At 70.4% G+C, this 15,718-nt stretch carries 12 protein-coding genes and 2 tRNA genes; 12 read left to right on the forward strand and 2 right to left on the reverse strand.

The window, feature by feature from the left end; all coding sequences use genetic code 11:
- Positions 1-125: 125 nt before the first annotated feature.
- On the reverse strand, positions 126-263 hold the full coding sequence (gene rpmH, locus ACFU0Y_RS11305) for a 50S ribosomal protein L34 (protein ID WP_019181680.1): 138 nt from the start codon (positions 261-263) through the stop codon (positions 126-128).
- 657 nt (positions 264-920) lie between these two features.
- On the opposite strand from rpmH, the gene dnaA reads away from it, so the two are divergent.
- From dnaA to ACFU0Y_RS11360, 11 genes are all read left to right on the forward strand, one after another.
- Positions 921-2,504, forward strand: coding sequence for a chromosomal replication initiator protein DnaA (dnaA, locus tag ACFU0Y_RS11310; RefSeq protein WP_380214614.1), 1,584 nt, complete (start codon positions 921-923; stop codon positions 2,502-2,504).
- A 626-nt stretch (positions 2,505-3,130) separates the two neighbouring features.
- On the forward strand, positions 3,131-4,255 hold the full coding sequence (gene dnaN, locus ACFU0Y_RS11315; protein WP_380214604.1) for a DNA polymerase III subunit beta: 1,125 nt from the start codon (positions 3,131-3,133) through the stop codon (positions 4,253-4,255).
- 36 nt (positions 4,256-4,291) lie between these two features.
- A complete protein-coding gene (recF, locus tag ACFU0Y_RS11320) occupies positions 4,292-5,512 on the forward strand; it encodes a DNA replication/repair protein RecF (protein ID WP_380214605.1) in 1,221 nt (406 codons plus the stop codon).
- 131 nt (positions 5,513-5,643) lie between these two features.
- Positions 5,644-6,249 carry a DUF721 domain-containing protein gene (locus ACFU0Y_RS11325; RefSeq protein WP_380214607.1) on the forward strand — a complete coding sequence of 202 codons (606 nt, stop codon included), beginning with the start codon at positions 5,644-5,646 and terminating at the stop codon, positions 6,247-6,249.
- A gap of 350 nt (positions 6,250-6,599) precedes the next feature.
- Positions 6,600-8,687, forward strand: a complete 2,088-nt coding sequence (gene gyrB / locus ACFU0Y_RS11330) for a DNA topoisomerase (ATP-hydrolyzing) subunit B (RefSeq protein ID WP_380214608.1) — start codon at positions 6,600-6,602, stop codon at positions 8,685-8,687.
- 90 nt (positions 8,688-8,777) lie between these two features.
- Positions 8,778-11,471 carry a DNA gyrase subunit A gene (gene gyrA, locus ACFU0Y_RS11335; RefSeq protein WP_380214609.1) on the forward strand — a complete coding sequence of 898 codons (2,694 nt, stop codon included), beginning with the start codon at positions 8,778-8,780 and terminating at the stop codon, positions 11,469-11,471.
- Entirely contained in the window at positions 11,468-12,076 is a 609-nt protein-coding gene (locus ACFU0Y_RS11340) for a DUF3566 domain-containing protein (RefSeq protein ID WP_380214610.1), read from the forward strand. Before gyrA ends, ACFU0Y_RS11340 begins: the two co-directional genes overlap by 4 nt.
- A gap of 97 nt (positions 12,077-12,173) precedes the next feature.
- A tRNA-Ile gene (locus tag ACFU0Y_RS11345) sits at positions 12,174-12,247 on the forward strand.
- A gap of 32 nt (positions 12,248-12,279) precedes the next feature.
- Positions 12,280-12,402: a hypothetical protein gene (locus tag ACFU0Y_RS11350; protein WP_269433307.1), complete on the forward strand. Its 123-nt coding sequence runs from the start codon at positions 12,280-12,282 to the stop codon at positions 12,400-12,402.
- Positions 12,403-12,415: 13 nt separating this feature from the next.
- Positions 12,416-12,491 (forward strand) — tRNA-Ala (locus ACFU0Y_RS11355).
- Positions 12,492-12,673: 182 nt separating this feature from the next.
- Positions 12,674-13,993 (forward strand): Nramp family divalent metal transporter, encoded by a 1,320-nt coding sequence (locus tag ACFU0Y_RS11360; protein WP_380214611.1) that lies wholly within the window; start codon positions 12,674-12,676, stop codon positions 13,991-13,993.
- Between the two features lie 72 nt (positions 13,994-14,065).
- On the opposite strand, the gene ACFU0Y_RS11365 is transcribed toward ACFU0Y_RS11360, so the two are convergent.
- Positions 14,066-14,938 carry a hypothetical protein gene (locus ACFU0Y_RS11365; protein ID WP_380214612.1) on the reverse strand — a complete coding sequence of 291 codons (873 nt, stop codon included), beginning with the start codon at positions 14,936-14,938 and terminating at the stop codon, positions 14,066-14,068.
- A gap of 158 nt (positions 14,939-15,096) precedes the next feature.
- Here ACFU0Y_RS11365 and ACFU0Y_RS11370 point away from each other — a divergent pair, with 158 nt between their 5' ends.
- Positions 15,097-15,642: a peptidylprolyl isomerase gene (locus tag ACFU0Y_RS11370; protein WP_380214613.1), complete on the forward strand. Its 546-nt coding sequence runs from the start codon at positions 15,097-15,099 to the stop codon at positions 15,640-15,642.
- Positions 15,643-15,718: the final 76 nt, after the last annotated feature.

A 15,718-nucleotide genomic window follows, 5' to 3' on the forward strand; every position in this document is an offset into this window, starting at 1 on the left:
ATCCGGTGCTGGTCAGGCAGCACGGTCCTCCTCCCGGTCGGCCGGTGGGTCGGGCGGCTCCGGCGCGGCCGCGACCGGCCCTCGCGGGGCGGTCGTCGGGAGCGCCGGGGCCGACACGGGCCGGCTCAGGCGGAGAGCTCGGTGCGGCCCTTGCTGCGGCGGGCGGCGAGGATGGCGCGGCCGGCGCGGGTGCGCATCCGGGCACGGAAGCCGTGCTTCTTGGCGCGACGGCGGTTATTCGGCTGAAAAGTCCGCTTGCTCACTGGTTACTCCAAAGGCGTCAGGGTGTGCGCCCGTCCACGTGCCCGTCCGCACCGGTTCGGCGCGGGCGAGGGGAACGGTCACAGCGGTGCTGGTGGATGCGTCCGAGCATGCGGATGGGCATGACAGTGGACACAAAAGACTACTCCACCCTAGACAACGGTCAGGGGGCGGTCAAATCAGCGACGGGTGGACGCGGGCCCCTGACGCCGGGCACGGAGTGCGGGGACGGCCGGGCGGGCCGGATCGAGCGGTGGGCGGAGGCTGCACCGGGTGCCGGGACGAGCGGCGCCGCTGTGCAGTCCACATCCTACCCACAGCTGTGCACGGATCTTCATCACATCCTGTGGAAAACCGGTCCGCCGGAAGCCGCGGAACGGCGCGGATCCGGGCTCGAACTACACGTCTGTAGTTCCCGGAGCCCCCGGAAAACGGGTATGAACTGCTCTGACGCATGTTCTAGGCTGGCACTCGCGGCTGGCCCCCGACAGCTTTTCCACCGTTGTGAACAACGCTGTGGACAAGATCCTCGCCGAGGGGCCGGGACGACCCGTCCACCGCCTCGTCAGCACGACGACATCTCGACGACAGCAGGAGTACGCGTGGGCACGCAGGACAATCAGGCGCTCAGCGCGCAGTGGGCCGAGTGCGTGCAGTACATGTACGAGGACCCCATGACCACGGGGCGTTACCGGGGGTTCATCTCCCTGGCCCAGCCGCAGGGCCTCATCGGCACCACGCTGCTCGTCGCCGTCCCGAACGAGCTCACCCGGGAGTTCTTCCAGAACCAGATGGCCTCCGTGCTGCGCTCGTCCGTGGGCCGTGCCTTCAGCCCCGAGACGCTCGTGGCGTTCGTGGTGGACGCCGACCTCGAGACCGCTCCCGCGCCGGAGGCCGGGGTTCCGTCGCCCACCGCGGCCCTGCCCCCGATCAGCGAGCTGGAGGCGGAGCGCAACCGCACCGACCTGCCCGCACGGACGGACCACGCCGACACCGCCGACCCCGTGGAGGTCGACCGGCGGGCGGTCGGCCTCGACCAGCCGCCCGCGGCGCCCGTGCTCCCGCCCGCGGCGCCGGCCGCCTTCGCCGGTCCGGGCACCGCGGACCGGACCCTGCCGCCGCCGCGGGACCCGCAGGCCGCGCCGCCGCGCCGCCCCGTCCAGGACACCGGCACCGCCCCCGCCGTGGTGGGGGAGTGGGACAGCTCCGCGCGGCTGAACCCCAAGTACGTCTTCGACTCCTTCGTGATCGGCCAGTCCAACCGGTTCGCCCACGCCGCGGCGTTCGCGGTGGCCGAGACCCCCGCCAAGGCCTACAACCCCCTGTTCATCTACGGGGAGTCCGGTCTCGGCAAGACCCACCTGCTGCACGCGATCGGCCACTACGCCAAGCGGCTCTACCCCCAGGTGCGGGTGCGCTACGTGAACTCGGAGGAGTTCACCAACGACTTCATCAACTCGATCCGCGACGACGAGGGCTCCTCCTTCAAGGAGATCTACCGCAACGTGGACATGCTCCTCATCGACGACATCCAGTTCCTCGCGGGCAAGGAGCACACGCAGGAGGAGTTCTTCCACACCTTCAACGCGCTGCACAACCACGAGAAGCAGATCGTGATCACCTCCGACATGCCGCCCAAGCAGCTCACCGGCTTCGCCGAGCGGATGCGCTCCCGGTTCGAGTGGGGCCTGATCACCGACGTCCAGCCCCCGGAGCTCGAGACGCGCATCGCGATCCTGCGCAAGAAGGCCACGAGCGAGGGCATGGACGCCCCCGACGACGTGCTCGAGTACATCGCCTCCCACATCTCCACCAACATCCGCGAGCTCGAGGGCGCCCTGATCCGGGTCACCGCGTTCGCCTCGCTGAACAAGCAGTCCGTGGACCTGCCCCTGGCGGAGCTGGTGCTCAAGGACCTCATCACCGACGACGGGGCGCAGGAGATCACCGCGGCCTCGATCCTCGCCCAGACCGCGGTCTACTTCGACATCAGCCTCGAGGAGCTCAAGAGCAAGTCCCGCACCCGCACCCTGGTCACCGCCCGGCAGATCGCGATGTACCTGCTGCGCGAGCTCACCGACATGTCCCTGCCGAAGATCGGCCAGGAGCTCGGCGGCCGCGACCACACCACGGTGATGCACGCCGACCGCAAGATCCGCACGCTGATGGCCGAGCGCCGGCAGATCTTCAACCAGGTCACCGAGCTCACCAACCGGATCAAGCAGCAGCAGCGCGAGGGCTGAGCGCGCCCTGCTCCTCCTCGACGGCCCCGGCGGACACCCGTCGGGGCTTTTTCGTGTAGTTCGTCCACAGGCTCCTGCCGCGGGATCACGGGCCCGGGGACACCTCCCTGCACAGCTTTTCGCCGCTTGTGGAGGGCCTGTGCACAGGACAGAACCCACACCTGTGGATAAAATTGTGGAATTCTCCGCCCGAGCGGTGGAGAACCTCGGTACAACTCCCGGGAAGGCTGTGGAACCGGCGGAACCGCGCGGATCTCGTCCACCGGCAGCAGCGGTTTCGGTGGAGCGCGAACCACAGGAACTCAACAGGCCCGCACCGCCCGGACGCTGGTCGAGAGGCAGTTATCCACAGATTCCACAGCGGTTATTAACACTCCCATCCTTAAAGAGAGATCTGGCCAAACAACAAGAATCCTGACGTGCGGCCCCGTCCGGGCCCTCACGGAACCCGAACCACAAGAACTCCGCCACGGCCGGCCGAATGGCCGTCCCCTGAAACGGACCGATACGATGCAGAGGGCGAAGACCCCGTCCGCATCGGCTGCGCCTCGCGGCGCAGCCGGCACCGAACCGGTCCGGACCGTGGCTCCGCCGTCCTTGCTCAGACTGAAAGGCAGCAACCTCTCGTGAAGTTCTCCGTCGAACGCGATGTTCTCGCCGAGGCCGTCACCTGGACCGCTCGGTCCCTGTCACCCCGGCCCCCGGTCCCCGTGCTGTCCGGTCTGCTCATCCGTGCGGAAGGCGGCTCCCTGTCCATCGCCAGCTTCGACTACGAGATCTCGGCCCGTCTGTCGATCAGCGCCGACGTCCAGGAGGAGGGCACCACCCTCGTCTCCGGCCGGCTGCTCGCGGACATCTGCCGGTCCCTGCCCTCCGCCCCGGTGGAGGTGCACGCCGACGAGGGCAAGGTCACCCTCACCTGCCGGTCCTCGCGGTTCAACCTCGCGGCCATGCCGGTCGGCGACTACCCCGAGCTCCCGGCGCTGCCGGACGTCTCCGGGGTGGTGGCCGGCGACGAGTTCGCCCACGCAGTGGCCCAGGTCAACATCGCCGCCAGCAAGGACGACACGCTGCCCATCCTCACCGGCGTGCGGGTGGAGATCGAGGGCGAGAAGATGACCCTGCTCGCCACGGACCGCTACCGGCTCGCGATGCGCGAGCTCACCTGGCGGCCCAGCAGCCAGGACATCTCCACGGCCGCCCTGATCAAGGCCCGGACCCTCAACGACATCGCCAAGACGCTGGGACCCGCCGGGGACATCAACATCGCGCTGTCCGACTCCGCGGAGCTCGTCGGCTTCGAGTCCGGCGGCCGGCGCACCACCAGCCTGCTCATCGACGGCGAGTACCCCAAGATCCGGTCCCTGTTCCCGGAGCACACCCCGATCACCGCCGCGGTGCGGACCACCGAGCTCGTCGAGGCCGTCCGGCGAGTCTCGCTCGTGGCCGAGCGCAACACCCCCGTCCGCCTGGCCTTCACGCAGGGCCAGGTGGCTCTGGACGCCGGGACCGGCGAGGACGCCCAGGCCTCGGAGGTCCTCGACGCACACCTCACGGGCGACGACATCACCGTCGCCTTCAACCCGACGTACCTGTCCGAGGGCCTGCACGCCTTCGCCTCCGACTACGTCCGGTTCTCCTTCACCGCCCCGCCCAAGCCGGCCGTGCTCTCCGCCCAGGCCGAGCCGGAGGGCGAGGACAAGGACGACTACAAGTACCTGCTGATGCCGGTGCGGCTCCCCAGCCAGTGACCGGCCGGCCCGGAACCGGAAGCTGCTGATCCCGGCGTGTTCGTCGACCACCTCTCCCTGCTCGACTACCGGACGTATGCCCATCTCGACATACGTCTCGCTCCCGGCACCACCGTGTTCCTGGGGCCGAACGGCGTGGGCAAGACGAACATCGTCGAGGCCCTGGACTACACGGCGGGCCTGTCCTCGCACCGGGTGTCCTCCGACGGTCCGCTGATCCGATTCGGCGCCGAACGCGCGATCGTCCGGGTCCGGGTGCGGCGGGGCGGCCAGCAGACCGTCCTGGAGCTCGAGCTCAACGACGGCCGCGCCAACCGGGTGCGGATCAACCGGGCGTCCCCGGTGCGGGCCCGGGACGCGCTCGGCATCGTGCGGACCGTGCTGTTCTCCCCGGAGGACCTGACCCTGGTGAAGGGCGACCCCTCCCACCGCCGGCGCTTCCTCGACGACCTCGCGAAGTCCATGCGCCCGGTCCTCGCCGGCACTCTGGCCGACTACGAGAAGGTGCTCAGGCAGCGCAACGCGCTGCTGAAGTCGGCCCGCCGCAGCGGCCGGTTCACCGACACCCACCGCTCGACCCTCGCGGCGTGGAACGACCAGTTCGCCCGCGCCGGGGCCGGCATCCTGCACGCGCGCCTGCAGCTGATCGACGCCCTGGCGCCCCAGGTGGCGACCGCCTACGGGCAGCTCACCGACGGGAGCAAGGAGACGACCCTGCGCTACGTGTCCTCGGTGCTGCCCGAGAGCGCGGCCGGGGACGTCGACCGGCTGCGCGGGTTCGGCCCGGGGGACCTGCACCAGCTGATCCTCGACGCGTGCGAGACCGCGGAGCAGCGGGAGCTCGAGCGGGGGATGACCCTCGTGGGCCCGCACCGCGACGAGCTCGAGCTGGTGCTCGGCACGGCGCCGGCCCGGGGCTACGCCTCGCACGGGGAGACCTGGTCCTACGCCCTCGCCCTGCGGCTCGGCTCCTGGTACGTGCACCTCGCGGACGACCCCACGGAGGGCGCGGCGCCGATCCTCGTCCTGGACGACGTCTTCGCGGAGCTCGACGCCCGCCGCCGCAGCCGCCTCGCCGCGATCGTGGCCTCGGCGGAGCAGGTGCTCGTGACCGCCGCGGTCGAGGAGGACCTGCCCGCCGAGCTCGTCGCCGGTCCGCACGACGTGGTGCGGGTGGGCCCCGGCACGGCCGTCCGCGACGACGAGCAGGTGGCCGCCGGCGCCGGCCCGGAGCCGGAGGAGGCGTCGTCGTCGTGACCCGGCGGCCGCGCGAGGAGGACGACCGTCCTGCCCGGAGGACCCCGGAGCCGTCCGGGGCCGGCCCGGGCGCGTCCGCGCGGGACGTGCCGGAGCGCGGGGTTCCGGAACGCGATGTTCCGGAGCGGGACGTGCCCGAGGCGAACGTCGTGCGCATCGAGGACGAGATCGACGCTCCCGCCGCGCTGCTCACCCGGATGCGCCGTGCCGCGGAGGCCCGCGGGGACGGGCGGCTCCACGGCGCGGCCGCGCGGCGCAACCTCAAGGGCTTCGGCGCCGCGATGGAGTCGACCACCGCGTCCGCCGCCGAGCGCCTCGGCCGACGGGGCAACGACGTGGACCCGCGGGCGCTCGGCGGCTACTCCGGGGCGGGCCGCTCCGCCCGGGACCCCCGGGGCGTCGGCTCGGTGCTGGACGGGCTCGTGTCCGGGCGCGGCTGGAAGGCGCCGGTGGCCGTGGGCTCGGTCCTCGCCCGCTGGGACGACCTCGTGGGCCCGGGCATCGCCGGGCACTGCCGGCCGGAGAGCTTCGACGAGACCGTGGTGCGGGTCCGGTGCGACTCCACCGCCTACGCGGCGAACCTGCGGCTCATGGTCCCGCAGCTGCTGCGCATGTTCGACGAGCACCTGGGGGAGGGCATCGTCACCCGGATCGAGATCCTCGGTCCCACGGCGCCGAGCTGGAAGCGCGGCCGCCGCTCCGTGCAGGGGCGGGGCCCTCGCGACACCTACGGGTGAGCCCGGCCGGCACGGGCCGCTGGACGGCCTCGTGGCGCGCTGCGGCACCCCGGGGGTGTCCCGGGGGTGGCGGAGCGGAGGAAAAGTGGTCCAGAGGCCCTTTCCCGGCCGCTCAGAGGGACCTGGGGGCACCCCGGGGCCACGGTTTTCCGATAGAATCGAGAACAGACAGCAATCGACGGACCGGGCCCCCACGGCCGATCGTGGAACCACGCCCGCAGTACGGGCACCCGGCGACGTCGACCCGTTCCGACCCCGCACGAGCCGATGAGCCGCCGACCGTCTCATCGGCGTTCTCCTGTGCCGTCCGGAGCGGGACCGGTGTGCCCAACAGGAGGAGCCAGGAACCCGTGGCAACAGAGGATCCGCAGAAGCGCGAGTACGGTGCCGGTGACATCACCGTCCTGGAAGGTCTCGAGGCCGTCCGGAAGCGCCCCGGCATGTACATCGGCTCGACCGGCCCGCGGGGGCTGCACCACCTCGTGTACGAGGTGGTCGACAACTCGGTCGACGAGGCCCTGGCGGGCTACTGCGACCACATCGAGATCACGCTCCAGGCCGACGGCGGCGTCAAGGTCGTGGACAACGGCCGTGGCATCCCCGTGGACATCCACCCGACGGAGGGCCGGCCCACCGTCGAGGTCGTCATGACGATCCTGCACGCGGGCGGCAAGTTCGGCGGCGGCGGCTACGCCGTCTCCGGCGGCCTGCACGGCGTGGGGATCTCCGTGGTCAACGCGCTGTCCCGGCGCGTCGAGACCGAGGTCCGGCGCCAGGGCCGCGTCTGGCGGATGGCCTTCGCCGACGGCGGCGTGCCGCAGGGCGAGCTGGCCCGGGGCGAGGAGACCTCGGAGACCGGCACCACCCAGGTCTTCTACCCGGACCCCGGCATCTTCGAGACCGTCGACTTCGACTTCGAGACGCTGCGCGCCCGCTTCCAGCAGATGGCCTTCCTCAACAAGGGCCTGCGGATCACCCTCACGGACGAGCGGGCCCCGGAGGAGTCCGGCGAGGAGATCGCCGGCTCCGCCTCGGACCGCACCGCGGCCCACCCGGAGGCCGAGCCGGTCGAGGGCCGCGACGGCGGCACGGCCGTTGCCCGGCTCAACCACGAGGACGAGGACCACGCGGGCCACCGCAGGGTCGTCTACAAGTACGACCACGGCCTGCTCGACTACGTGACGTTCCTGAACACGTCCAAGAAGGCCGACCTCGTGCACGACGACGTCATCGCGCTCGAGTCCGAGGACACGGAGCGGAAGATGTCCCTCGAGCTCGCCATGCAGTGGACCACGGCCTACACCGAGTCCGTGCACACGTACGCGAACACGATCAACACCCACGAGGGCGGCACCCACGAGGAGGGCTTCCGCTCGGCCATGACCTCCCTGGTGAACCGCTACGCCCGGGAGAACAAGCTGCTCCGGGACAAGGACGAGAACCTCACCGGCGACGACGTCCGCGAGGGCCTCACGGCCGTCATCTCGATCAAGCTCGCCGAGCCCCAGTTCGAGGGCCAGACGAAGACCAAGCTCGGCAACTCCGAGGCGAAGACCTTCGTCCAGCGCGAGGTGAACAACCGGTTCGGCGACTGGCTCGAGCGCAACCCGGCCGCCGCGCGGGAGATCATCCGCAAGGCGATCAACGCCTCGCAGGCACGGCTCGCGGCCCGCAAGGCGCGCGAGACCACCCGGCGCAAGGGCCTGCTCGAGTCGGGCGGGATGCCGGGCAAGCTCAAGGACTGCTCGTCCAAGGACCCGTCCCTGTCCGAGATCTACATCGTGGAGGGCGACTCCGCGGGCGGTTCGGCGGTGCAGGGCCGCGATCCCGCGCACCAGGCGATCCTGCCCCTGCGCGGGAAGATCCTCAACGTGGAGCGCGCGCGGCTGGACCGGGCGCTGTCCAACACCGAGGTGCAGTCGATGATCACCGCGTTCGGCGCGGGCATCGGCGACGACTTCGACATCGAGAAGGCGCGGTACCACAAGATCGTGCTGATGGCCGACGCCGACGTCGACGGGCAGCACATCACCACGCTGCTGCTCACCCTGCTGTTCCGGTTCATGCGCCCGCTCATCGAGCACGGCTTCGTCTACCTGGCGCAGCCGCCGCTCTACCGGATCAAGTGGTCCAACGCCCCGCACGACTACGTCTACACGGACGCCGAGCGGGACGAGGCCCTGGCCCGCGGGCTGGCCAACAACCAGCGCATCCCCAAGGACAACGGCATCCAGCGCTACAAGGGCCTCGGCGAGATGGACTACACCGAGCTGTGGGACACCACGATGGACCCCGACCACCGCACCCTGCTGCAGGTGACCATGGAGGACGCGGCGGCCGCCGACCAGATCTTCTCCGTGCTCATGGGCGAGGACGTCGAGTCCCGCCGCGAGTTCATCCAGCAGAACGCCAAGGACATCCGGTTCCTCGACATCTGATCCGCGACATATGTTCCGCCCGGCATGTGATGGACGGCGGCGGGCGCTGCGCAGGACATCGAGGACCAGCTGACAGAACGGAAAGACCGCATGAGTGACGAGACCCAGGACGGCCAGACCCCGGAGGACGCCGGTCTCGCCGGCGACCTCGAGCACACCCCCGTGCTGACCGACCGCGTGGAGCAGGTCGACCTGCAGACCGAGATGCAGCGCTCCTACCTCGACTACGCGATGGCCGTCATCGTGGGCCGCGCCCTGCCGGACGTCCGCGACGGGCTCAAGCCGGTGCACCGGCGCGTGCTCTACGCGATGTACGACGGCGGCTACCGCCCGGACCGCTCCTTCAACAAGTGCGCCCGCGTGGTGGGCGAGGTCATGGGCCAGTACCACCCGCACGGCGACTCCGCGATCTACGACGCCCTCGTGCGGCTGATCCAGGGCTGGGTGATGCGGTACCCGCTGGCCCTCGGTCAGGGCAACTTCGGCTCCCCGGGCAACGACGGCGCGGCGGCCCCCCGGTACACCGAGACCAAGATGGCGCCCATCGCCATGGAGATGGTCCGGGACATCCACGAGGAGACCGTCGACTTCCAGGACAACTACGACGGCAAGAACCAGGAGCCGTCGGTGCTGCCGTCCCGGTTCCCGAACCTGCTGGTCAACGGCTCCTCCGGCATCGCCGTGGGCATGGCCACCAACATCCCGCCGCACAACCTGCGCGAGGTCGCGGACGGCGTGCAGTGGTACCTCCAGCACCCGGACGTCTCCAACGAGACGCTGCTCGAGGAGCTCCTGCAGCGGATCAAGGGCCCGGACTTCCCGACCGGCGCGCAGATCCTGGGCCACAAGGGCATCGAGGACGCCTACCGCACCGGCCGCGGCTCGATCGCCATGCGGGCCGTGGTCAACGTCGAGGAGATCCACAACCGCACCTGCCTGGTGGTCACCGAGCTGCCCTACCAGGCGAACCCGGACAACCTCGCGATGAAGATCGCGGACCTGGTCAAGGACGGCCGGATCACCGGCATCGCCGACATCCGGGACGAGACCTCCGGGCGCACCGGCCAGCGCCTGGTGATCGTGCTCAAGCGCGACGCCGTGGCCAAGGTGGTGCTCAACAACCTCTACAAGCACACGCAGCTGCAGGACAACTTCTCCGCCAACATGCTCGCGCTCGTCGACGGGGTGCCCCGCACCCTGAGCCTCGACGCGTTCATCCGGCACTGGGTCACCCACCAGATGGACGTCATCGTCCGCCGGACCCAGTACCGCCTGCGGCAGGCCGAGGCCGAGGCCCACATCCTGCGGGGCCTGCTCAAGGCGCTCGACGCCCTGGACGAGGTCATCGCGCTGATCCGCCGCTCGCCGACGGCCGACGACGCCCGCACCGGGCTCATGGAGCTGCTGCAGATCGACGAGGACCAGGCGCAGGCCATCCTCAACATGCAGCTGCGCCGGCTCGCGGCCCTCGAGCGGCAGAAGATCCAGGACCGGCACGCCGAGCTCGAGCGGCTCATCGCCGAGTACACCGAGATCATCGCCTCGGAGGAGCGCCAGCGCGGCATCATCGCCTCGGAGCTCGACGAGATCGTGGGCCGCTACGGCGACGACCGCCGCTCCGAGATCATGTACGGCTACGACGGCGACATGTCGATGGAGGACCTGATCCCCGAGGAGGAGATGGTCGTGACCATCACCCGCGGCGGATACGTCAAGCGCACCCGCTCCGACCAGTACCGCTCCCAGCGGCGCGGCGGCAAGGGCGTCAAGGGCGCCCAGCTGCGCGGGGACGACGTCGTCGAGCACTTCTTCGTGACCACCACCCACAACTGGATCCTGTTCTTCACGAACCTGGGCCGGGTCTACCGCACCAAGGCGTACGAGCTGCTCGAGGCGGGCCGGGACTCCAAGGGCCAGCACGTGGCCAACCTGATGGCCTTCCAGCCGGGGGAGCGGATCGCCCAGGTCATGGAGCTGCGCTCCTACAGCGACGCCCCGTACCTGGTATTGGCCACCCGCAGGGGCCTCATCAAGAAGTCGCGGCTGATGGACTACGACACCAACCGCACGGCCGGGGTGATCGCGATCAACCTGCGCGACGACGACGAGCTCGTCTCGGCCCAACTGGCCTCCGCGCAGGACGACCTGCTCCTCGTCTCCCGCAACGGCATGTCCCTGCGCTTCACCGCGAGCGACGAGGTGCTGCGGCCGATGGGGCGGGCGACCTCCGGGGTCACCGGCATGAAGTTCCGCGACGGCGACGAGCTGCTCTCCGCCAACGTGGTCACCGACGACGCCTACGTCTTCGTGGTCACCGAGGGCGGCTACGCCAAGCGCACCAAGGTGGAGGAGTACCGGGTGCAGGGCCGCGGCGGCATCGGCATCAAGGTGGCGAAGCTCGCGGAGCAGCGCGGCCGGCTGGTCGGCGGGATCATCGTGGGCGAGGAGGACGAGGTCCTCGTGGTCATGGAGTCCGGCAAGGTCGTGCGGACCGGCGCCTCCGAGGTGCCGGCCAAGGGCCGCGACACGATGGGCGTGATCTTCGCGAAGCCCGCGCAGGGGGACGCGATCACCGGGGTGGCCCGCAACGCCGACCGGGAGATCGCCGAGGAGGTCGACGCCGAGGCCGTCGCCGAGGTCGACGTCCGGCTCGACGAGACGATGGAGACGGCCGACGTCCTGGACGCCGACGAGACCGGCGAGCTCGATCCCGTCCCCGGTTCCGGGGACAGCGCGGCCGATGAAGTAGCGTTGGACCCGAACAACAACGGAGGTAACGCATGAGCTCGAGTTCCGGCTCCAACGCCGCCGGCACGTCCGGACGCGCCCCCCTGGCGTCCGCACCCCGCGCCGGGACCGGGGCCCCGTCCGGGAAGGCGAGGCCCTCGACGAGCGCCCGGCCCGCGCCGAAGCCGGCGAAGTCCGGCTCCGCGGCGCCGAGCGCCGCGCGGTCCGGCACCGCCCCGGCCAAGAGCTCCCGGCCCGCGAGCTCGACGAAGGGACTGGTCCGCCCGGCCCCGCGCCCGCGCGTGCGCCGGGCCCGGCTCGTGGTCTCGAAGGTGGACACCTGGTCGGTGCTCAAGCTCGCGTTCCTGCTGTCCGTCGCGCTGGGGATCATCACCGTGGTCGCCGCGGTGGTGCTGTGGATCGTCCTGGACCTCACGGGCCTGTTCGACGGGATCAACGAGCTGCTCGGCATGCTGGGCGGTGCCGGCGGGGCGCTGAACATCAAGGACTTCCTGTCCCTGGGGCAGATCGCGATCTTCGCGACCATCGTCTCCGTGGTCAACGTCATCCTGCTGACCGCCCTCTCGGTGCTCGCGGCCCTGCTGTACAACATCGCGGCGGCCCTCGTGGGCGGGATCGGGCTGACCCTCACGGACGACTGATCCGGCGCGGTGGCCGGGCTCCGGACGGGCCGGAGCGATTTGGCACGGGTCGGCAACTCCGGTATCGTTTCTTCTCGGTCCGCAAGGGCCGACGAGAGGGCGTATAGCTCAGACGGTTAGAGCGCTTCGCTGATAACGAAGAGGTCCCAGGTTCAATTCCTGGTACGCCCACGGTTCCCTCTTCCGCAGGTCAGGAGGCTGGCGTGAACAGGAAAGTGGCTGCGGCTCTCGCCCTGGTCGGGGCGTCGGTCGCGGTGCTCACCAAGCTGCGGGAGGCCGACGCCGACAGGAGCGCCTGGGCGGACGCCACCGACGAGGTGGAGTAGCCCGGCACACCGCGGGGACGTGGCGCAATTGGTAGCGCATCTGCTTTGCAAGCAGAGGGTTAGGGGTTCGAGTCCCCTCGTCTCCACCACATCGGATCCCGATCGAGCGAATGCTCGGTCGGGATCTCGTCATTGCGGGCACCTCGCACTCCTCTCCGGGCAGCCGCGGGTGGGACCACGGTCTCGTGGCAGACTGGGCGCGTCACCGACCGTCCTCCCGGCGAACTCCCCGGCACCTGCCAGGTGAGCCGGCCGGATCCCAGGAGAACCCATGTCCCGAGACGACTTCGCCGACAAGGCTCTGACCCCTCTGCCGGGCATCGACCCCGGAGAACCGCTCGAGCGGGTGAGCGGCTGGAAGGTCGTGGGCCCGGGCCTGGTCGTCGCCGCCACCGGTGTGGGCGCCGCCGACCTCGTCGCCACGCTCACCGCCGGCTCCCGGTTCGGCTACGGCCTGCTCTGGGCCGTCGTGCTCGGCACGATCCTGAAGATTATCCTCGTGGAGGGCGCCGGCCGGTACTCCCTGGCCACCGGGCGCACCATCTTCGAGGGGTGGCGCTCCCTCGGCCGGTGGACCACCGTCTATTTCGGCCCCTACATCCTCATCTGGGGCTTCGTCTACGGCGCCACCGCCATGTCCTCGGCCGCGCTGCCGCTGGCCGCGCTGTTCCCGGTCCTGCCCCTGTGGGCGTGGGCTGTCTTCATGGGCCTGCTCGGCTTCGCGATGGTCTGGTTCGGCCGCTACGCGCTCGTGGAGCGGCTCGCCGCGCTCATGGTGGGCATCATGTTCGTCGTGGTCGTGGGTCTGGCGGTCATCGCGGTCCCGAACGTCCCTGCGATGCTCCGCGGCTTCGTCCCGATCATCCCGGAGGGCGGCCTGGTCTACACCCTGGCGCTGGCCGGCGGCATCGGGGGCACCATCACCCTGGCCGCCTACGGCTACTGGCTGCGGGAGAAGGGCTGGTACCGGCCACGCTGGATGCGGGTGATGCAGCTGGACAACGCCGCCGCCTACACCGTCACCGGCATCTTCGTGGTCGCGATGCTCATCGTGGGCGTCGAGGTGCTCTACTCCGCGGGCTACGCGATCAGCGCCGGGGACGAGGGCCTGCTCGAGCTGGGCGAGATCCTGAAGGACCGCTACGGCGACGTCATCGGCACCGCGTTCCTCGTCGGCTTCTGGGCGGCGTCCTTCTCCTCGCTGGTCGGCGTGTGGTCCGGCGTCTCCCTGATGTTCGCCGACTTCTGGGGGAACATCCGCGGCAAGCACAGCGGGCACCCGGACACCGTGACCGGCGGCAAGTACTTCCGGTTCTACCTGCTCTGGCTGACGTTCCCGCCGATGCTGCTGTTCATGCTCGGCCGGCCGGTGTTCCTGATCCTGCTCTACGGCGTGCTGGGCGCCCTGTTCATGCCGTTCCTGGCCCTGACCCTCATCTGGCTGCTCAACACGCGGCGCACCCCCGAGCGCTGGCGCAACGGCGTCCTCACGAACGTGATGCTCGGCGTGTGCGTGGTGCTGTTCACCGTGCTGGGGCTCTACCAGGCGTGGGACACGCTCCAGGACGTGATCGTCTGGTTCCGGGGCTGAGCCACCCGCTGCACGACGGAGGCCCCCGCCCCTTTGCGGGTGCGGGGGCCTCCGTCCGGACGGGGGCGTGGATCAGGCCTCGTTCTCGTCCTTCTTGCCCTGGATCTGCTCCTTGACCTCGTGGATCGTGGTCTTGGCGTCCTCGCCGACGGTCTTGGCGCTGTCCTTGACCTCGGAGGCGGCCTCCGAGACGCCACCGGACTGGCCGGCAGGGGTGGTCGCGTCCTTGACGTCGTCGACCTTCACACCGGTGCCGGCGGCCACGGTGGACTGCTGGGCCACGGGGGACGCGGTCACGCGCGGGGACGTGGCGGCAGGGGTCTTCCAGGGGTCCTCGACCGGGCGCGACGCCTTCCAGGCGGCCACGCCGGCCACTCCACCGGCCGCGAGCAGCCCGAGCAGCAGCAGGCCCTTGTGGGACTTCTCGGCCTTCTTCTGCTGCCGGGCGTAGTCCTTGGCGACCTTCGAGGCGGCCTTCTTCGCGTTGGCCACGGCCTTCTTGTCACCGGTCAGCTTCGCGACGATGGCCTCGAGCTGCTCCGGGGTGTCCGCGTCGGCGAACTTGCCGGCGAGCAGGGCGGCGGCGCCGGCGTACTTCGCCTGCATCGCCGCGCGGCTCTCGGTGGCCCGGTCCGCGGCCTTCGCGGCCACGGGACCGGCGGTCTTCGCGGCCTTCGCCGCGACCGGGGCGGTCACCGCGGCGGCCTTCAGCTTCGCGGAGTCGGAGAGCTCGTGGGCGCGGCCCAGGCCCTCCTGGACCTTGGGGCCGGCGGTGGCGACGCCACCGGCGAGGGCAGCGGCGCCTGCCTCGACACCGTGCTGGAGCCGGGGCGCGAGGTCACCGATCTCCTTGGACGCCCACTTGCCGGCGTCCAGGACCCTGCTCTCGGCGACCTTCTGCGCCGCGACGGCCTTCTTCTCGCTCTTGGACTTCTTGAAGCTCATGAATCCATCCCTCCTCGGGTCGTGACAATCCGACTTCAGCATACGGGCACAGCCGTTCCGGCAGGAGGGCGTACCGCGCCGTTCCGGGGTTTTTCACTGTGCGCTGAACCTCGTGACCCCACCGGGAGGCCCTTCGGGCGCCGTGCAAGAATGAGCGCATGACTTCTGCCATCCCCACCGCCAAGGCGACCATCCACACGAACCACGGCGACATCGTCGTGAACCTGTTCGGCAACCACGCGCCGAAGACCGTCAAGAACTTCATCGGCCTCTCGGACGGCACCCAGGAGTGGAGCGACCCGCGCACCGGCGAGAAGCAGACCGGTCCCCTCTACCAGGACGTGGTCTTCCACCGCATCATCCGGGACTTCATGATCCAGGGCGGCGACCCCCTGGGCCAGGGCATCGGCGGGCCGGGCTACGAGTTCGACGACGAGATCCACCCCGAGCTCGACTTCTCGAAGCCCTACGTCCTGGCCATGGCCAACGCCGGCAAGCGCAACGGCAAGGGCACCAACGGGTCCCAGTTCTTCATCACCACGGCTCCCACCACCTGGCTGCAGGGCAAGCACACCATCTTCGGCGAGGTGGCCGACGACGCGTCCCGGAAGGTCGTGGACGAGCTGAACAACGTCCGCACCGGCGGCATGGACCGCCCGGTCGAGGACTGCGTGGTCACCTCGATCGACATCGAGCAGCTCTAGATCCGAGCACTCTCCCCGCCCCGGCGCCCCCGGGACGGGGACCAGCGGCGCAGGCCCGTCCGGAGCGATCCGGACG

This window comes from Kocuria sp. NPDC057446, from assembly GCF_042802875.1.
GTDB lineage: Bacteria > Actinomycetota > Actinomycetes > Actinomycetales > Micrococcaceae > Kocuria.